The sequence below is a fragment of the Burkholderia sp. 9775_39 genome, assembly GCF_015712225.1.
Classification (GTDB): domain Bacteria; phylum Pseudomonadota; class Gammaproteobacteria; order Burkholderiales; family Burkholderiaceae; genus Burkholderia; species Burkholderia cenocepacia.
Window position 1 is genome coordinate 278,121 of sequence record NZ_JACCQC010000005.1, and the last position, 17,720, is coordinate 295,840.

Consider the following 17,720-nt stretch of genomic DNA (forward strand, 5'->3'; position numbering starts at 1 on the left):
GACGCTCTACTCTACGCGACGCGCCCCGGGCGACCTCCGATATTTTGCGGCGCAATTCATTGCGGATCCGACTGAATCGCGCTCGCGCGAACGGCCGGCGACGACCGGGCGGAACGGGGCGACGCCGCTCGCTGCCGTTTATGCGCATAAACTTAAATTTCTTATATTTTTAATTGGTGCGTCACGGGACCGCGCGCGTTAACGACATTTTTATGCGCCCGGCCGATCTCTTTAGATCGCTTCGTGCGGCCGCACGCTACGCTGGAAGCACTTCGTTTCCGGGTTCATCGTCCATGCTCAAGCTGCTGGTTCCGGTCGGTCATTCACCGCGCTCGCTTCAGGCCGTCCGGCACGCGACGTTTCTGTATCGCGAGCGCTGCGCATCGGAGGTCGTGCTGATCAACGTGCAGGCGCCGCTGGAATCGACGCGGCTCGAGGCCTATCACCCGCTGTCGCGGTTGCGCGCGATCGAGACGCAATTCGCGACCGACGATCTCGCGATGGCCGAGCGGATCCTGCGCGATGCGGACGTGAAGTTCAGCGTCGTGATGAAGGTCGGGCCGGTGGCCGACACGATCGCGGCCACGGCGGCCGAGACCGGGTGCGACGAGATCGTCGTGGCCGGGCCGCGACGCGATCCGCTGCACGCGTTGATGTCGGTGTTTCGGCGCAGCGTGATGGCGCGGCTGGTGCGGATTTCGAATGTGCCGGTGACGGCGGTGCAATGACGGAAACGGCGCGTCATGCGTGCGCATCGTGCGCACGCTGTCGCGCGGCGCTCAATCGATGACCTTGCGCCAGAACACGAAATAGGCGGCCGCCGAAGACGCCAGCAGCAGGATGGCCCACATCGGGGCAAGACTGATCAGGACGGAAGAGACGTTCAACATTTTGGTTTCCTCACTATTTCGACAGCGATATTCGACATTTGCGTGCTTGCCGGACCCGATGCATCGCCCCCGCATCGCGTGCCGTCAAATCATGCATTCATGCTATCGCTTCGAACGGCCGTGCGACCGCCGCCGCCCGCCCGCACCCTGACATTCGTCAAACTCCCGCGCATTGGCCGCTCGTCGGACGGCGACCGAAAAACGGGACAGGATCGTCCGCTCCGCCAGCGCTTTCAGCAGACGTTTACCGGGGGAAGCCCCAAGTGCTTCGTCGAACGTGTCCGCGTTACGCTTGAGCGACGAGGAGACGAACCATGAGACGAGCCGTACATATCGCCGTTTTTGCACTGCTGGCCTATCTCATCGGCGATCGCGCGATCCTGCACGCGCAGGGCCGCGACGCCAGCCCGCTCGCGTGCGAGCAAGGCGCCGCGCAGGTCAAGGCCGACGCGCTCGGTCGCGGCTTCGGCGAAGCCGCCGCCGGTAGCCAGAGTGAGGCGTTCATGTCGGGCTGCCTGGTGACGGGACGCAGCGATCAGGACGTCGCGATGGCGGCCCGCTGACGCGCCCATCCGGCGACGAGCCGGCCGCGCCCGAAGTCGCGGGCGCCGGTTCGCGCTGCCTGCCCCACTGTCCCGATACGGACGTTGCCGTCCGCCATCCCTGCCCCGTTACGCCCCGACATGACCGATCCGAACACCGCGTTGATCCAGCGCTTCTACACGGCCTTCCAGCAGCGCGACATCGACACGATGCTCGCGTGCTATGCCGACGACATCGTGTTCAGCGATCCCGCGTTCGGCGAGCTGCGTGGCGAGCTCGCACGCGACATGTGGCGGATGCTGGTCGCGCGGGCGCAGGAATTCTCGCTGACGTTCGGCGAAATCGCCGCGGACGACCAGGCCGGGCGCGCGAAATGGCGCGCGGACTACCGGTTCGCCGCGACCGGACGGAGGGTGGTCAACCGGATCGACGCGCGTTTCCGGTTTCGCGACGGACGCATCGTCGAGCATCGCGACCATTTCGACCTGTGGCGCTGGGCGCGTCAGGCGCTCGGGATGAAGGGCGCGCTGCTCGGCTGGACGCCTTTCATGCAGCGCGCGATCCGCGCGCAGGCACGGAAAAATCTCGACGCGTATCGCGCCAAGCGGAAATAGGCCACGCCCCGCGGCCGCATCGCTACGGCTTCATCGTCGCGTCGATCAGGTCGTAGGCCATGTCCGGCACCACGCCGTCCGGGTTCGTCAGGTCGTTCTGGCGATACCAGCTTTCATCGGCCTCCGGATGCGGGCCGGCAAGGCCGACGCGTCCTTTGCCGTAGCGGTACGTGGCGGCGGCGATGTCCTTGTTCGGGTAGATCGCCAGCACGATCCCGCCGGAGCCGATCGGCGCGACCGGGAGCCTCGCGCCGTCCTGATAGTAGATCCAGCGCTTTTTCCCGCGCCAGACGACCGGCGTCACCGTGTCCGCGATGCCGTGAAGCGTCGAGCCCGGCCGGTCGACCTCGGAGTCGATATCGCCGGCAACCAGCCCGAACCCCTGCGCGCCGGCCAGGTAGGCGCCCATGCAGAGCCCCAGGTATCGGCCGCCGTTCGCCACGTAATGCCGCACGGCCCTGATTGCAGGCCGACCGATGCTGGCGGCCGCGCCGGGAATGTCCTGCCCGCCGCCGGGCTGCACATAGAGCGCCGCACCGGCCAGCGCCGCGGGCGTGATCTTGAGCCGTTCCGCCGGCCCCACGTAGATCACCCGGAACCGGTAGTCCGATTCCCGCAGGCGTCTGGCGATGGTTTCGGGGCACCCGTCGCACGCGGCAGGCCCGCGATAGACCAGCGCGACCGGCCGGCTCGCCGCGTCGCGCGCTTCGTCGCCGGGCGCGGCCGCGTGAACGGCCGGCGACGCGACGAGCGTCGCCATCAGGAAAATCGCGTCTCTGGAGCGCATGTCGTGGATCGCCGGAGTCAAGGAAATCGCCGCCGCCCGGGTCGAATCGACAGGGGCGCGACGACTTCCGCCTCCAGTTCCGAAACCCGATTGCAAGCTGCGTGACGGCAAGCGTAGCGGCCCGAACGCGCCCGGTGTGTACCGTTTCCTGCGGGCTTGTGCAGATATGTGCGGCACCGGCGGCCTGAGCCGACACCCTGCACTCGCCCGCCCGACCGCGCCCGACAAGGCCGCCTCCCGCCATGCAACCCCGCCTTCCGTGTTTCGCATTGCCAACTCTTATATAAGACATAAGACATTTGACGTTGCACACCATTGAGATTAGAATCCCGCTCAAAGCAGTGCCTGGAATAGCCCCGGAGTGCCGGCAAGGCCTTCCCCTCAAACGCAATATCAGCAGGTCTCCCCATGCTTGAAAACTTTCGTGCTCACGTGGCCGCCCGCGCCGCGCTCGGTATTCCTCCCCTGCCGCTGACGGCTCAGCAGACCGCCGAACTGGTCGAATTGCTGACGAACCCGCCCGCCGGCGAAGAGCAGACGCTGCTCGAGCTGATCACCCATCGCGTGCCCGCCGGCGTCGACGAAGCCGCCCGCGTGAAGGCCGGCTTCCTGGCCGCCGTGGCCAAGGGCGAGACCGCCTGCCCGCTGATCTCGCGTGCGCACGCGACCGAGCTGCTCGGCACGATGCTCGGCGGCTACAACATCCAGCCGCTGATCGAGCTGCTGTCCGACGAGGCCGTCGCCGCGGTCGCCGCCGACGCGCTGAAGAAAACCCTGCTGATGTTCGACCAGTTCCACGACGTGAAGGAACTCGCCGACAAGGGCAACGCGCACGCGAAAGCGGTGCTGCAGAGCTGGGCCGATGCCGAATGGTTCACGAGCCGTCCGGAAGTGCCGGAAAGCCTGACCATCACCGTATTCAAGGTCACGGGCGAAACCAACACCGACGACCTGTCGCCGGCGCCGGACGCCACCACCCGCCCGGACATCCCGATGCACGCGCTCGCGATGCTGAAGAACGCGCGCCCGGGCATCACGCCGGAAGAAGACGGCAAGCGCGGCCCGGTCAAGTTCATCGAATCGCTGAAGGAAAAGGGCCACCTGGTCGCCTACGTCGGCGACGTGGTCGGCACCGGCTCCTCGCGCAAGTCGGCCACCAACTCGGTGCTGTGGTTCACCGGCGAAGACATTCCGTTCGTCCCGAACAAGCGCTTCGGCGGCGTGTGCCTCGGCGGCAAGATCGCCCCGATCTTCTACAACACGATGGAAGACGCCGGCGCGCTGCCGATCGAGCTCGACGTGTCGCAGATGGAAATGGGCGACGTGGTCGAACTGCGCCCGTACGAAGGCAAGGCGCTGAAGGACGGCAAGGTCATCGCCGAATTCCAGGTCAAGTCCGACGTGCTGTTCGACGAAGTGCGCGCCGGCGGCCGCATTCCGCTGATCATCGGCCGCGGCCTGACCGCGAAGGCGCGCGAAGCGCTCGGCCTCGCGCCGTCGACGCTGTTCCGCCTGCCGCACCAGCCGGCCGACAGCGGCAAGGGCTTCTCGCTCGCGCAGAAGATGGTCGGCCGCGCGTGCGGTCTGCCGGAAGGCCAAGGCGTGCGCCCGGGCACGTACTGCGAACCGAAGATGACCTCGGTCGGCTCGCAGGACACCACGGGCCCGATGACCCGCGACGAACTGAAAGACCTCGCGTGCCTCGGCTTCTCGGCCGATCTCGTGATGCAGTCGTTCTGCCACACCGCCGCGTATCCGAAGCCGGTCGACGTGAAGACGCACCAGACGCTGCCGAACTTCATCAGCACGCGCGGCGGCATCGCGCTGCGCCCGGGCGACGGCGTGATCCACTCGTGGCTGAACCGCATGCTGCTGCCCGACACCGTCGGCACCGGCGGCGATTCGCACACGCGCTTCCCGATCGGCATCAGCTTCCCCGCAGGTTCGGGCCTGGTCGCGTTCGCGGCCGCTACCGGCACGATGCCGCTGGACATGCCGGAATCGGTGCTGGTCCGCTTCAAGGGCAAGATGCAGCCGGGCGTCACGCTGCGTGACCTCGTCAACGCAATTCCGCTGTACGCGATCAAGCAAGGCATGCTGACGGTCGCCAAGCAGGGCAAGAAGAACATCTTCTCGGGCCGCATTCTCGAAATCGAAGGCCTGCCCGACCTGAAGGTCGAGCAAGCGTTCGAGCTGTCGGATGCGTCCGCCGAGCGTTCGGCTGCCGGTTGCACGGTGCGCCTGAACAAGGAACCGATCATCGAGTACCTGAACAGCAACATCACGCTGCTCAAGTGGATGATCGCGCAGGGCTACCAGGATCCGCGCAGCCTGCAGCGCCGCATCGCGGCGATGGAACAGTGGCTGGCCGATCCGCAACTGCTGTCGCCGGATGCCGACGCCGAATACGCGGCCGTCATCGAGATCGACCTCGCCGACATCCATGAGCCGATCGTCGCCTGCCCGAACGACCCGGACGACGTGAAGACGCTGTCCGACGTCGCCGGTGCGAAGATCGACGAAGTGTTCATCGGCTCGTGCATGACCAACATCGGTCACTTCCGCGCCGCGTCGAAGCTGCTCGAAGGCAAGCGCGACATTCCGGTCAAGCTGTGGGTCGCGCCGCCGACCAAGATGGACCAGAAGCAACTGACCGAAGAAGGCCACTACGGTGTGTTCGGCACGGCCGGCGCCCGCACCGAAATGCCGGGCTGCTCGCTGTGCATGGGCAACCAGGCACAGGTGCGCGAAGGCGCGACGGTCATGTCGACGTCGACCCGCAACTTCCCGAACCGCCTCGGCAAGAACACGAACGTGTACCTCGGCTCGGCGGAACTGGCGGCGATCTGCTCGCGTCTGGGCAAGATCCCGACCAAGGAAGAGTACATGGCCGACATGGGCGTGCTCACCGCCAACGGCGACAAGATCTACCAGTACATGAACTTCGACCAGATCGAAGACTTCAAGGAAGTGGCCGACACCGTGCAGATGTAAGCACGCAGTCGGGCTGCGACGGGAAGTCGACGTCGCAGCGCACCGAAAGGCGCCGCGGGCCGAATGGCCGCGGCGCTTTTTTATGCGTCGGCGAACGGACGCGCCCGCGCGGTCAGTCGAGCAGCGCGTGCAGCCGCTCGACCACGTCGAACGGCAGGCCTTCGTCATAGCCGTCCGCTTCGTCGAGATCGACGTACTCGCGGCCGTCGGTCGGCTGCAGCATCAGTGCCGGCACGGGCCGCACGACCGGTACGTCCGGATAATCGTTCGGCCCCGCGCCATCGAAGTCGTGCGGATCGAACCAGATTCCGTGATCGGCGTAATAGCCTTCCGCGTAACGTTGCTCGATCTCGCGCAGCAACCGGAACGTATCCCGTTGATACGACGCGGCGTTTTCGTCCGCATACTGCACGAACCACGCGGCGCCGAGATTCCAGTAGATCAGCAACGCGGTCGCGCGATCGACGTTGCGGTTGTCCAGCAGCCAGCGCAACGCGCGGCCGTTGCCGTCGTAATTGGAGCGTGCGGCGAACCGGTGCCACTGCTCGGGCGTCGCGCCTTCGAGCCAGGTCCGGACGATGTCCCACATTTTCTGTTCGATTTCGGTGTCGTCCATGGAGTGCGTCTTGCGGAATGAGCGGTAACGGGAAGTGCTTCGATGACCGGCGATTCTAGCGCCGCTTCGCGATACTCATGCGGCGTCGCCGCCCGGCTCGCGACGGATCACCAGTTCGTTGAAGCCGGTGCCCGCATCGGGCTCGCGCGAGAAGCGATGCGCGGGCAGCAGCGCGAGCAGGATCTCGGCCGTCGTGCGCACCACGCAACCACTCGCGACATGGCCGCCGGTCACGCGGCCGTCCGCATCCGAGACCGACATGTGCAGATGCGCGCCGTCCGGCGACACCGAACCGGCCAGCGTCAGGATTTCGAGGTCGCCGCGCAGCGCGGTCGGCTGGTCGACGCCGGCGAAGCGCAACTGCGCGACGCTCAGGCTGCCGATGCCCTGGATCACGAAGGCCGCGTGCGCTTCATGCTGGTGTAGCGCTGCCTCAATGGCGCCGCGCAGATCGTCGCCGGGGGAAAGACGCAATGGATGGGCCTGCATGGTCGAGAACCTGTGGGTCGATCGTGGTATCGATCAAGCGTACGTGCTCACCGTGAATCGGGCAAGTCACCCGTTCTTCAGAAGCCCGTACGCGTCGTGGCGCGGCGCAAGCCTCACACCGCGAATCGCTCGCTCGCGAATTGCGCATCCGGCACGCCCGCGGCAACCGCCGCGTCACGTGCCGCCTGTACGAGCGACGGCGGCCCGCACACGTAGATGTCCGGCCGCTCCCCCGCTTCTCCGAGCGCCGCGCGCAACGCGTCGACCGGCGTGCCGCGATACCCGCCCCACTCCCCTTCCGGCCGCCATACGCACAGCTCGACGCGCAACTGCGGCAGCGCCGCCTGCAAGCGCGCCAGCTCGTCGAGCATGAACAGTTCGCTTTCCTGATTGACGCCGAAGAACAGTCGCGCGTCCGCCATTTCCTGATAATCGGCCATGCGCCGCAACATCGACAGGATCGGCGCGAGCCCCGTGCCGCCGGCGACGAACCAGCGTGGCCGCAGGCTATCCGCGACGATGCCGAAGCCGCCCATCGGCACACGGACGATCAGCGAATCGCCCGGCCGCGCCCGCTCGCGCAGGTAGGTCGAAAACCAGCCGCCGGCCCGCAGCCGGATCAGGAATTCGAGGCGACCGTCCCAGTTGCTCGTGTTCGCCAGCGAATACGGGCGGCGCAGGCCGCTGCCCGGCACCTCCAGCTCCGCGAACTGGCCGGGCTCGAACTCCACGGCCGAACCGGACGCGTCGTCGGGCTCGACCTGCAGCTCGACGCGCAGCGTGTCGGCCGCGACCGCCTCGAGCGCCGCGATCCGCGCGGTCCGCACAGGCACCGGATGCAGCAGCACCTTGGTCCGGTCGTACGGCGCGGCGATGCGCAGATCGCCGCGCGGCGTGGTCCGGCACAGCAGGACCGCGCCGTGCTGGCCGGCGGGCAGCACGCCGGCGCTGTCGGGCTGCGCCTCGTACGCGCCGTCGACGACGCTCGCCCGGCATGCGCCGCAGCTTCCGCGCCGGCATTGCGACGGCAGCGTGATGTCGGCGTCGGCCGCGGCCGACAGCAGATCCTGTTCGGCCTCGCAACCGAACGCGAACCGCTCGCCGTCACGGGTCGTGATCTCGATCCGGTAAGTCATCGAACGATCCCGGTCAGGCGGCCTGCCGCGCCAGCGACGCGGCGAGGTCGGCGCTGGCGTCGCCGATCGGCTGGATGCCGAACTGTTCGACCAGCACCGCCAGCACGTCCGGCGTGATGAAGGCCGGCAGCGCCGGCCCGAGGCGGATGTTGCGCAGGCCGAGCGCGAGCAGCGTCAGCAGCACGGCCGCCGCCTTCTGCTCGAACCACGAGATCACCAGCGACAGCGGCAGGTCGTTCACGCCGCATTCGAACGCATCGGCGAGCGCCGTCGCGATCCGGATCGCCGAGTAGCTGTCGTTGCACTGCCCGACGTCGAGCAGGCGCGGAATGCCGCCGATCTCGCCGAACGCGTGGCGGTTGAACCGGTACTTGTTGCAGCCGAGCGTCATCACGACCGTGTCGTCGGGCGCCTGCTCCGCGAACTCGGTGTAGTAGTTGCGGCCCGGCGCCGCACCGTCGCAGCCGCCGATCAGGAAGAAATGGCGGATCTGGCCGGCCTTCACCGCGTCGATGACCTGGTCCGCGACGCCGAGCACCGCATGGCGGCCGAAGCCGACGGTGATCGTCTCTTCCGGCGCGGTGGCCGGGAACCCGGGCAGCGCCTGCGCCGCGCGGATCAGCATCGAGAAATCGTGATGCTCGAGATGGCGCACGCCCGGCCAGCCGACCGGCCCCGTCGTGAAGATCCGCTGCCGGTATTGCGGCATCGGCTCGATGATGCAGTTGGACGTCATCAGGATCGGTCCGGGGAAATGCGCGAAGTCGCTCTGCTGATCCTGCCACGCGCCGCCGTAGTTGCCGACAAGGTGCGGAAAGGCCTTGAGCGCCGGATACGCGTGGGCCGGCAGCATCTCGCCGTGCGTGTACACATGGATACCGGTGCCGGCCGTCTGTTCGAGCAGCGCATGCAAATCGCCGAGATCGTGGCCCGATACGAGGATCGCCTTGCCCGCGACCGGCGACACGCGCACGGCTGTCGGTTGCTGCGCACCGAAGCGGCCGGTGTTCGCGGCGTCCAGCAGTTCCATCACCGTCAGGTTCAGTTGGCCGAGTGCGAGCGCCTGGGCGAGCAGCGCCGTGACGTCGTCGGGTTCGCCGGCGAGAAACGCAAGCGCCGCTTCGACGCCTTCGTAGATATCGTCGCGCTCGTAGCCGAGCACCCGCGCATGATGCGCATACGCGCACACGCCCTTCAGCCCGTACAGCACCAGCGCGCGCAGGCCGACGATGTCCGCGCCGACGTCGTCGAGCCCCTTGTCCACCCCGACAGCTGCCGCTTGCGCGAGCAGGCCGGTCAAATCGGTCGCCGGCTGCCACGTCGCCGGCCCTTGCGGCGCCGGCACGATCGTTCCGGTCGCGCGCGCGTGCGCTTCGCATAGCGCCTTCACGCGGTCGCGCGTCTGCGCCGCTTCACGCAGCAGCGCGACGAAGCGCGCCGCGTGGAAATTCACGTTGGTCAGCGTCGTGAACATCGCGTACAGCACGAACCGGTCGGCTTCGCGATCGGGCTTGCCCGCCGCGCGCGCGATCGCGCCGTATTGCGCGATGCCCGTTACCGCATGGACCAGCAGGTCCTGCAGGTCGGCCGTCGTGGCATCCTTGCCGCAGTTGCCTTTCGACGATGCGCAGCCGGGCCGCGCGCCGGTCCGGTCGGTCTGTTCGCATTGGTAGCAAAACACGGTGCTCTCCTTTCTCGATCATGGGGCGCGGGTCGGCGCGACGGCGGCGGAACGCAGGTCCCTCGCCGCCGGGCATCCCGCCCGCTTCAAGATGCGTATTGCATGCATCTTTTTTCATGATGTTTCGGCGCGCCTTTCGCTACCGTGATGCAGATCAACAAACGGGACGCGCGTGGGTGAGGCAACGTGTCGCTACGATCGCTCGCCGGCCCAGGTTGCGGGTTCGCTGCCGCTTTCATTGCCGTTCTCGTTGCCGACCTCCGCGGAGTCGATGCCCCAGTCGCCGTACCGGTACCAGTCGTCGCCGAGCAGTTCGCTCGGGTGCTGCGTACGGCTGGAGCCGTTGCCGCAACGCATCGCATGTGTCGGACAGTAGTTGTCGCATCCCCAGCAGATCCGCTCCGGATGAACGGGATGCAGCGGAAACTTCTTCGCCATGATAGGTTGCCTTCCCCGTGTCGTGTCGTGCGTTACCGTTCGACTCTAGTGCACCGGCGCACACGGGGCCCTGCGGCATGGTTTCGCACCGGCTGTCGCTCATCGGCTAGGCATGCGGACACGATTGGTCTAGTCTGCACGATATTTCGCGACGCAAGCCGTCCCAACCCGAACGCCTTCCCGATGACAACCATTCCGAACCGACGATCCCGCCTGCGCGGCGGCCTGCTTGGCCTGCTGATCGGCGACGCGCTCGGCGTGCCGTACGAATTCCACGACGCCGCGTCGATTCCGCTTCCCGCCGCGATCGACATGACACCGCCGCCGGGCTTCGCGCGCGCGCACGACGGTGTGCCGCCCGGCACCTGGAGCGACGACGGTGCGCAGGCGCTCGCGCTGCTCGACGCGCTGCTGCGCGAGCACGACCTGAATCTCGACACGTTCGCCGGCAACCTGCTGGACTGGTTTCATCGCGGCGCGTTCACGCCGGACGGCCGCGTATTCGACGTCGGCCTGCAGACGCAGCGTGCGTTCCACGCGCTGGCGGCCGGCGCCGCGCCCGCGGCAGCCGGGCCCGGCGACGAGCGCGACAACGGCAACGGCTCGCTGATGCGCTGCTTTCCCGTCGTGATGGTCGCGGCGTCGCGCGACGACGCGATCCGGCTCGCGCGCAAGCAGAGCGTCGTCACGCACGGCCACGTGCGTTCGCAGCTTTGCTGCGCGCTCTATTGCCTGACGGCGCTGGGCATCGTCGACGGCCAGCCGGCTCCCGACGCGGTGCGCACGGCCGAGGACGAACTGCTCGCGCGCCACGAAGGCACGGCCGATGAAATCGAACTGAAGATCGTGCTCGACGGCCGCTTCGACGCACCGCAAGGATCGGGCTATGTGGTCGACAGCTTCTGGTCGGCGATCCATTGCCTGCTGTCGACGGACAGCTACGAGGATTGCGTGAAGCGCGCGATCGCGCTCGGCAACGACACGGATACGACCGCGGCAATCGCCGGCAGCCTCGCCGGCGTGGTGTACGGCGAACGGGCGTTGCCCGCTCGATGGGTTGCGACGCTGCGCGGAAAAGACAAGGTCGAGGGCTGGCTCGCGAAGCTGTGAATACCGCTGCCGATCGCCCCTGAATCGAAGATGGCGGGCCGATCAGGGCCGCCCCGAACAACCGCATCAACCTGAGAGGATGCTCCGATGCTACGTGCCATCAATCCCCCCGGCGCCACGATTCCCGGCATTTCGCAAGCGATACTCGTCGAAGGTGGTCAACCGCTGTATTTGTCCGGCCATGTTCCGTTCGATGCCGAGGGCGCGGTTGTCGGCGTCGATCATGCAACGCAGCTCGATCAGGTGTTCAGGAACATCGCCGATACGCTTCGCACCGCAGGGGTCGGCTTCGAATCCGTCGCGCGTCTGACGATCTATGTCCGCGATTTCGATTCGAGCCTGTTGCCGCAGATTCGCGAAGTGCGCGACCGCTGGGTCAACACCGCGTGCCCGCCCGCAAGCGCGCTCGTCGGCGTGGCATCGTTGTTCCGCCCGGAGGTACTGGTCGAAGTGGACGCGTTCGCGATCGTTCCTGCCGCGTAATAACCGGCCGCCGCATCAGCCTCGGCCGCGATCGCTCGCCAGCAACCCGTACAGCGCACTGTCCGACACTTCGTCGCCGACGATCCAGCGTTCGCGCAGCAGCCCTTCCCGCACGAAACCGAGCCGTTCAAGCAACCCGGCCGACGCGACGTTGCGCGGATCGATATCCGCCTCGATCCGGTTCAGCCGCAGCGCGCCGAAGGCATGATCGATCATCGCCGACGCCGCTTCGCACATGTATCCGCCGCGCCAGAACGCGCGCCGCAGGCTGAAGCCGATCTCGGCTCGCCGGCACTGCTCGTTCGCATGGAACAGCACGCATTCGCCGAGCGCTTCGCCGGTTTCCCGCAGTTCGAGCACGCAGACCAGGCTCTCCCCGCTCGCGGACGTCTGCACGTTGCGCGCGACGCGCGCCTCGGCCTGCTCGATCTGCGTCATCGGCGAGAACGAGAAGTAGCGCATCGCTTCCGGATCGGACCAGATCTCGAAGAAAGTCGGCGCGTCTGCTTCGCGAAGCGGGCGCAGCACGAGTCGAGCGGTATGCAGCGTGACGGGTTCGAACAGGGACATGGCAATCGTCTGACGAAATCGGGACCGTGAATTAGAACACGCGCGCCACGCGCCAACAATCGCGCGTACGCTCGGCACCCTGCACGCCCCCGCGAGGCGCCCCCGAAACAAAGAGGCCCGGGAGCATCGCCCGGGCCTCTCGGTTCACCTCATCCACCGCTGCGCAATGCGCTTACGCCTCGAGCGCCTCCAGCACCTTCCCCTTCGTCTCGATCCCGACGAAGTGCACGGTCAGCGCCGCGATCAGCGGCACGACGCCGATCAGGTAGAACGCCGGTGCGAGATTCCCGCCGATGATCGCGTGCGGCACGACCATCGGCGCGACGAACGACGCGATCTTCAGCCACGCGCTGCCGAGCCCGCAGCCCGACGCGCGGATGCTCGTCGGATACTGCTCCGGCGTGTAGACGTACGCGGTAATGAAGCCCGACGCCATCAGCCCGAGCGACAGCGAGCAGAAGATCGCGACCACGTACACCGACGACGCGTGATAGATGCCGGCGAGCGCCAGCGACAGCGCGCACAGCACGAACGACCACACGATCACCGGCTTGCGGCCGAGCTTGTCGACCAGCAGCGCGGACGCGAGCGACCCGAGCACGCCCATCACCGAGCCGATCACCGCCAGATTCAGCGCGAGCTGCAGCGGTGCGTGATAGAAGTTCTTGTAGATCGTCGGCAGCCACGTCGACAGCCCGTACTGGATGAACCCGCAGGTCGCCCACAACGTCGCCACCGCGAGCGTGCGCTTGCGATACGCGGCGCTGAACAGGTCGCTCATCCTGCGCTTCGGATGCTGGCGCACCAGTTCGTCGAACGCGGCCACCTGCGTGACGGGCGGCAGCTCGCCGCGCACCGATCCTTCGAACACGCCGACCGCACGCCCGGCTTCCGCGAGCCGCCCGCGCGACGCGAGCCAGCGCGGCGATTCCGGCACGAGGTGCGTGAGCACGAGCGACAGGATCAGCGGCAGCCCGCCGACGAAGTACATGATCTCCCAGCCGAAGCGCGGCACGAGCCACGCGCCGAGCGCCATCGACACGAGCAGGCCGATCGGGAACACGATCTCGTACAGCAGCACGAAGCGGCCGCGGCCATGTGCGCGCGTGATCTCGTTGATGTACGTCGCGGCGACCGGCAACTCGCCGCCGAGCCCGAGCCCCTGCAGGATCCGCAGCAGCACGAACACCTCGAAGGTCGGCGCGAAGCCGCACGCGATACTCGTGATGCCGATCACGGCCGAACTCCACGCGATCGCCTTCACGCGGCCGTGCTTTTCCGCGAGCGCGGGAAACAGGAACGCGCCGATCAGCTGGCCGATCGCGCCGGACGCGATCAGCATGCCGATCTGCGTCGGCGACAGCCCCCATTTGTGAATCAGCAACGGCAGCGTCGCCGCGATCGTGATCACGTCGAAGCCGTCGAAGAACGTCGCGGTGCCGATCAGCACGCGTGCGCGGATCTGCATCGAGTTGGCCGGAAGCCGCTCGAGCCGCGCGATGATCGCGCCGGGCGTGGAGGCGGCAGCTTCCATCGTGGCCCTGCCGGCCACGACGTTGTCGAAAGTGCTCATGCGGGGTGTCTCCTGGATCTCTTTCCGGTGGGCCGGTCAGGCAAGCGCTTGGGTCGTGTCTGCCAGGGCTTCCGTATCCACTGCCCGGCCCTGGTTCATCCACTTGCGCGCGAGTTTCAGCTCACGCGCGTTGTTCACGGCGATGACACCTCTCACATGTCCGTCGCCGACAAAAAACAGCGTCGCACGACGCGCGGCGAGATCGCCGCGCACGACGAGCTGCGCATCGGCCGGCAGATCGCCCAGGATCTGCAGGTTCACGTCGTACTGATCGGACCAGAACCACGGAATCTCCGCGTACGGTGCGCGCACGCCGAGCACGGCCTTCGCCGCCGCGATCGCCTGGTTCTGCGCGTTGGCCCACGATTCGAGCCGCACGCGCCGCTTCAGCCAGCCGTTGTGATGGTTCGCGACGTCGCCGCACGCGAAGATCGCCGGGTCGCTCGTCGCGCCGTATTCGTCGACGACGATGCCGTCGTCGACCGCGAGCCCCACGTCGCTCGCGAGCGATGCGTTGAGCGCGAGGCCGATGCCGGCCACCGCGAAATCGGCGTCGATCGTCGTACCGTCGGCGAGCGTCGCGCGCACCTTCGACGCGTCGTCCGGCCGCGGGTCGAGCGACGCGAGCGCGGCGCCCGTCCGCACGTCGACGCCGTTCGAACGATGCAGGTCGAGCAGGAAGTCGGACACGATCTGCGGCACCGAGCGGCCACACAGGCGCGGCGCGCCTTCGACGACCACGGCTTCGACGCCGAGCTTGCGCGCGGTCGCCGCGACTTCGAGGCCGATCCAGCCACCGCCGATCACGAGCACGCGCCGGCTCGCGCGCAGCTTTTCGCCGAGTGCGGCCGCTTCGTCGAGCGTGCGCAGGTAATGCAGGTTCGGCGTGTTGACGAGCGCATCGGGCAAGCGACGCGACGTACCGCCGGTCGCGATCACGAGCCGGTCATATTCGATCTCGCGGCCGCTTTCGGTTTTCACCACGCGGCGTGCACGGTCGATGGAGGCCGCACGTTCCGGCTGCCATGCTTCGACGTTCAGCGCGTCGAATTCGTCGGGACGCACGACGCGCACGGTTTCGATATCCGCGTCGCCGGCCAGCACGGCCTTCGACAGTGGCGGGCGCTCGTACGGCAGATGCGGCTCGTCGGCGATCATCACGAGACGGCCTGCGTATCCTTCGGCGCGCAACGTCTTCAACACCCAGCCGGCGGCCTGGCCGCCGCCGATCACGACGACCGTGGCCGGCGCGGCCGCTTCCCGCGCGTTCGTTTCGCTCATGATTTGCGCTCCGTCATGAACTTGCCTTCCGGCGCCTTCGCGTTCTTCTGCCGGCGCGTATTGCCGTCGAGGCCGCCGTCGACGGCCCATTCGGCGAACACGGTCGGGCCCGGCTCGAATTCGCGCGGCTGCCATTCGGGCGTCAGCACGTCTTCGTCCGCGTAATACTCGATCAGGCCGCCGGCCGGGTTCTGGAAGTACCAGAAGTACGCGGACGACACCGGATGGCGCCCCGGGCCGAGCTGCGTTTCCCAGCCGCAGCGGTCGATGTGCATGCCGCCGCCGAACACTTCGTGGATGTCGCGCACGGTGAACGCGACGTGGTTCAGGCCGCGTTTTCCGTTCGGCAGCGCGAGCAGGAACAGGTCGTGATGGCCGCCGTGCGGCGCGCAGCGCATGAATGCGCCGCGGCCCGGATAACGATCCGACGTCTCGAAGCCGAGCAGTTCGTGATAGAACTTTTCCTGCGCGTCGAGGCAGTTCGTGAAGAACACGACGTGCCCGACCTCGACCGGCTCCGCGCGCGCATAGACCGGGCTCGGCTGGTCGACGCGCAGCGTCTGGCCCCACACGTTCGACGGCGAGCCCGCGATGTCGAGTGCGCGCTTGCGCGTGACTTCGACGCGAATCGCCATCCCGTTCGGATCGATGCAGCCGACCGCATCGTCCTGTGCGTAATAGCCGGGCTGGCCGGCAAGCTTCGTGCGCAGCGCGTCGAGTTCGGCCTGCGTCGCGACGCCCCACGTGACTTCACGCAGCGTCGGACCGGCCTCGAACGCCGGCGGCAGCGCCGGATCGTCGGCCTTGACGGCCAGCACGGTGCAGCCGTTCAGCGTTTCGAAGCGGGCGCGCGTGTCGTCGTGCGCGACTTCCTTCATCCCCCAGTCGGCGAAAAAGCGCCGGCAGGTGGCGAGATCGTCGACACCGTACGTGATCTGCTCGATTCCCAAGATGCTCATTGCGTCATTCCCCTTCGCTCAGTTCGCCCACGGCAGCGGCGCGTCGTTCAAGCCCCAGTAGAGGCTCTTCTGCTGCATGTATTCGCGGATGCCGAGACGCCCCTTCTCGCGCCCCATCCCGCTCTCCTTCCAGCCCGAGAACGGCGTGGAGATCGAGAACAGCTTGTACGTGTTGATCCAGACGGTGCCCGTCTCGAGCGCCCGCGCGATGCGCCATGCGCGCTTGTAGTCGCGCGTCCAGATGCCGGCCGCGAGGCCGAACACGCTGTCGTTCGCCTGCGCGATCAGCGATGCTTCGTCGTCGAACGGCATCGCGACCAGCACCGGCCCGAAGATTTCCTCCTGGCAGATGCGCGCGCTGTTCGGCAAGCCTTCGAGAATCGTCGGTTGATAGAAGAAGCCGTTCTCGCGCCCGTCGCCCGCCGGCCGCTCGCCGCCGCACAGCAGGCGGCCGCCTTCTTCCAGCCCGAGCGCGACGTAGCGTTCGACCGACTCGCGATGCTTCGCGGTGATCAGCGGGCCCATCTGCGTGTCGGGCCGCGTCGGGTCGCCCACGCGCAGCTTGCGGGCGCCCGCCACCAGGCGCTGCATGAATGCGTCGTACACCGCGCGCTGCACGAACAGCCGCGAACCGGCGATGCAGGCTTCGCCCGACGAGCTGAAGATGCCATACAGCACGCCGTTGACCGCGTGATCGAGATCGGCGTCGTCGCACACGATCGTCGGCGACTTGCCGCCGAGTTCGAGCGACACCGGCATCAGCTTCTCGGCCGCGATGCGCGCGATACCGCGGCCAACCTCGGTGCCGCCGGTAAACGACACCTTCTTCACCAGCGGATGACGCACGAGCACGTCGCCGATCACCGAGCCCTTGCCCGGCAGCACGCTCAGCACGCCCTTCGGCACGCCGGCTTCCTCGCAGATGCGCGCCAGCGCGAGCGATACGAGCGGCGTGACCTCGGCCGGCTTGAGCACCACCGCGTTGCCGCCGGCCAGCGCGGGGGCGAGTTTCTGCGCGTCGGACGCGATCGGCGAATTCCACGGCGTGATCGCGGCGATCACGCCGATCGGCTCGTACACGCTCATCGTCAGGTAGTCGCCGCGCGACGGCGTCAGTTCTTCATCGAGCGTCTCGAGGCAGGCCGCGAAGTAGCGGAACGTGTTCGCGGCGCTGGCCACCAGCACGCGCGTCTCGCCGATCGGCTTGCCGTTGTCGCGGCGCTGCAGGTTCGCGAGCGCTTCGTGGCGCTGCATGATCAGGTCGGCGATGCGGTACAGCACCTGCGCGCGCAGGTGCGGCTTCAGCCCGGCCCAGTCGGCGCGGCGCCATGCGGCGTCGGCCGCCACGACGGCGTCGGCCGCGTCTTCCGCGTTCGCCGTCGACACTTCCATGTTCACCGACTGGTCGGCCGGATAGATGCTCGTGTAAGGCGCGCCACGGCCGCGCCGCCACTCGCCGCCGATCAGGATGTTGCCGTCGGGTACGAGGCGCGTATCGAAAGGAGTCATGTCACAAGTCCCACAAATCTGTCTCTGCACGTCCGCCCTCGCCGTGG

17 protein-coding genes are annotated in these 17,720 nt (G+C 67.5%); 6 read left to right on the forward strand and 11 right to left on the reverse strand.

All coding sequences use genetic code 11. From position 1 onward, the window contains the following. Positions 1-293: 293 nt before the first annotated feature. From H0X90_RS09575 to H0X90_RS09585, 3 genes are all read left to right on the forward strand, one after another. Positions 294-728: a universal stress protein gene (locus tag H0X90_RS09575; RefSeq protein WP_012493398.1), complete on the forward strand. Its 435-nt coding sequence runs from the start codon at positions 294-296 to the stop codon at positions 726-728. A gap of 476 nt (positions 729-1,204) precedes the next feature. Further along, a complete protein-coding gene (locus tag H0X90_RS09580; protein WP_006487226.1) occupies positions 1,205-1,453 on the forward strand; it encodes a hypothetical protein in 249 nt (82 codons plus the stop codon). A 120-nt stretch (positions 1,454-1,573) separates the two neighbouring features. Further along, a complete protein-coding gene (locus H0X90_RS09585) occupies positions 1,574-2,047 on the forward strand; it encodes a nuclear transport factor 2 family protein (protein ID WP_048987981.1) in 474 nt (157 codons plus the stop codon). A 22-nt stretch (positions 2,048-2,069) separates the two neighbouring features. Here H0X90_RS09585 and H0X90_RS09590 read toward each other — a convergent pair whose 3' ends face one another. Next, a complete protein-coding gene (locus H0X90_RS09590; RefSeq protein WP_006487208.1) occupies positions 2,070-2,855 on the reverse strand; it encodes a BPL-N domain-containing protein in 786 nt (261 codons plus the stop codon). Between the two features lie 387 nt (positions 2,856-3,242). Between H0X90_RS09590 and acnB the strand changes: the two genes are divergently transcribed. Further along, positions 3,243-5,828 carry a bifunctional aconitate hydratase 2/2-methylisocitrate dehydratase gene (acnB, locus tag H0X90_RS09595; protein WP_034202186.1) on the forward strand — a complete coding sequence of 862 codons (2,586 nt, stop codon included), beginning with the start codon at positions 3,243-3,245 and terminating at the stop codon, positions 5,826-5,828. Between the two features lie 112 nt (positions 5,829-5,940). On the opposite strand, the gene H0X90_RS09600 is transcribed toward acnB, so the two are convergent. The 5 genes from H0X90_RS09600 to H0X90_RS09620 all read right to left on the reverse strand — a co-directional run bounded on the left by H0X90_RS09600 (position 5,941) and on the right by H0X90_RS09620 (position 10,188). Then, positions 5,941-6,444, reverse strand: coding sequence for a DUF4274 domain-containing protein (locus H0X90_RS09600; RefSeq protein WP_006496938.1), 504 nt, complete (start codon positions 6,442-6,444; stop codon positions 5,941-5,943). A 75-nt stretch (positions 6,445-6,519) separates the two neighbouring features. After that, the gene (locus tag H0X90_RS09605; protein ID WP_006487210.1) at positions 6,520-6,933 is read right to left on the reverse strand and encodes a PPC domain-containing DNA-binding protein; all 414 of its coding nucleotides are present in this window, start codon (positions 6,931-6,933) and stop codon (positions 6,520-6,522) included. A gap of 113 nt (positions 6,934-7,046) precedes the next feature. Then, entirely contained in the window at positions 7,047-8,069 is a 1,023-nt protein-coding gene (locus H0X90_RS09610) for a 2Fe-2S iron-sulfur cluster binding domain-containing protein (RefSeq protein ID WP_077189356.1), read from the reverse strand. Between the two features lie 13 nt (positions 8,070-8,082). Further along, complete coding sequence (gene hcp / locus H0X90_RS09615; protein WP_077189355.1) at positions 8,083-9,750, reverse strand: hydroxylamine reductase; 1,668 nt, start codon at positions 9,748-9,750, stop codon at positions 8,083-8,085. A gap of 192 nt (positions 9,751-9,942) precedes the next feature. Beyond that, entirely contained in the window at positions 9,943-10,188 is a 246-nt protein-coding gene (locus H0X90_RS09620; protein WP_077189354.1) for a DUF3079 domain-containing protein, read from the reverse strand. Positions 10,189-10,371: 183 nt separating this feature from the next. Between H0X90_RS09620 and H0X90_RS09625 the strand changes: the two genes are divergently transcribed. Then, the gene (locus H0X90_RS09625; protein WP_077189353.1) at positions 10,372-11,298 is read left to right on the forward strand and encodes an ADP-ribosylglycohydrolase family protein; all 927 of its coding nucleotides are present in this window, start codon (positions 10,372-10,374) and stop codon (positions 11,296-11,298) included. Between the two features lie 87 nt (positions 11,299-11,385). Beyond that, entirely contained in the window at positions 11,386-11,781 is a 396-nt protein-coding gene (locus tag H0X90_RS09630) for a RidA family protein (protein ID WP_077189352.1), read from the forward strand. A 15-nt stretch (positions 11,782-11,796) separates the two neighbouring features. Here H0X90_RS09630 and H0X90_RS09635 read toward each other — a convergent pair whose 3' ends face one another. The 5 genes from H0X90_RS09635 to H0X90_RS09655 all read right to left on the reverse strand — a co-directional run bounded on the left by H0X90_RS09635 (position 11,797) and on the right by H0X90_RS09655 (position 17,673). After that, positions 11,797-12,351: a GNAT family N-acetyltransferase gene (locus H0X90_RS09635; RefSeq protein WP_077189351.1), complete on the reverse strand. Its 555-nt coding sequence runs from the start codon at positions 12,349-12,351 to the stop codon at positions 11,797-11,799. Positions 12,352-12,523: 172 nt separating this feature from the next. Then, positions 12,524-13,924: an MFS transporter gene (locus H0X90_RS09640; protein ID WP_006487206.1), complete on the reverse strand. Its 1,401-nt coding sequence runs from the start codon at positions 13,922-13,924 to the stop codon at positions 12,524-12,526. A 36-nt stretch (positions 13,925-13,960) separates the two neighbouring features. After that, positions 13,961-15,205 (reverse strand): NAD(P)/FAD-dependent oxidoreductase, encoded by a 1,245-nt coding sequence (locus H0X90_RS09645; RefSeq protein ID WP_077189350.1) that lies wholly within the window; start codon positions 15,203-15,205, stop codon positions 13,961-13,963. Continuing rightward, entirely contained in the window at positions 15,202-16,164 is a 963-nt protein-coding gene (locus tag H0X90_RS09650) for a VOC family protein (protein WP_006487197.1), read from the reverse strand. The genes H0X90_RS09645 and H0X90_RS09650 overlap by 4 nt, the downstream gene beginning before the upstream one ends. Before the next feature lie 18 nt (positions 16,165-16,182). Then, positions 16,183-17,673, reverse strand: a complete 1,491-nt coding sequence (locus H0X90_RS09655; protein ID WP_006487205.1) for an aldehyde dehydrogenase — start codon at positions 17,671-17,673, stop codon at positions 16,183-16,185. Between the last annotated feature and the right edge of the window lie 47 nt (positions 17,674-17,720).

Excerpts from the sequence above, each read along its gene's own strand:
- H0X90_RS09575 (WP_012493398.1), top strand. The coding sequence starts at position 294 with ATGCTCAAGCTGCTGGTTCCGGTCGGTCATTCACCGCGCTCGCTTCAG.
- H0X90_RS09580 (WP_006487226.1), top strand. The coding sequence starts at position 1,205 with ATGAGACGAGCCGTACATATCGCCGTTTTTGCACTGCTGGCCTATCTC.
- H0X90_RS09585 (WP_048987981.1), top strand. The coding sequence starts at position 1,574 with ATGACCGATCCGAACACCGCGTTGATCCAGCGCTTCTACACGGCCTTC.
- acnB (WP_034202186.1), top strand. The coding sequence starts at position 3,243 with ATGCTTGAAAACTTTCGTGCTCACGTGGCCGCCCGCGCCGCGCTCGGT.
- H0X90_RS09600 (WP_006496938.1), bottom strand. The coding sequence starts at position 6,444 with ATGGACGACACCGAAATCGAACAGAAAATGTGGGACATCGTCCGGACC.
- H0X90_RS09605 (WP_006487210.1), bottom strand. The coding sequence starts at position 6,933 with ATGCAGGCCCATCCATTGCGTCTTTCCCCCGGCGACGATCTGCGCGGC.
- H0X90_RS09610 (WP_077189356.1), bottom strand. The coding sequence starts at position 8,069 with ATGACTTACCGGATCGAGATCACGACCCGTGACGGCGAGCGGTTCGCG.
- H0X90_RS09620 (WP_077189354.1), bottom strand. The coding sequence starts at position 10,188 with ATGGCGAAGAAGTTTCCGCTGCATCCCGTTCATCCGGAGCGGATCTGC.
- H0X90_RS09625 (WP_077189353.1), top strand. The coding sequence starts at position 10,372 with ATGACAACCATTCCGAACCGACGATCCCGCCTGCGCGGCGGCCTGCTT.
- H0X90_RS09630 (WP_077189352.1), top strand. The coding sequence starts at position 11,386 with ATGCTACGTGCCATCAATCCCCCCGGCGCCACGATTCCCGGCATTTCG.
- H0X90_RS09635 (WP_077189351.1), bottom strand. The coding sequence starts at position 12,351 with ATGTCCCTGTTCGAACCCGTCACGCTGCATACCGCTCGACTCGTGCTG.
- H0X90_RS09640 (WP_006487206.1), bottom strand. The coding sequence starts at position 13,924 with ATGAGCACTTTCGACAACGTCGTGGCCGGCAGGGCCACGATGGAAGCT.
- H0X90_RS09645 (WP_077189350.1), bottom strand. The coding sequence starts at position 15,205 with ATGAGCGAAACGAACGCGCGGGAAGCGGCCGCGCCGGCCACGGTCGTC.
- H0X90_RS09650 (WP_006487197.1), bottom strand. The coding sequence starts at position 16,164 with ATGAGCATCTTGGGAATCGAGCAGATCACGTACGGTGTCGACGATCTC.
- H0X90_RS09655 (WP_006487205.1), bottom strand. The coding sequence starts at position 17,673 with ATGACTCCTTTCGATACGCGCCTCGTACCCGACGGCAACATCCTGATC.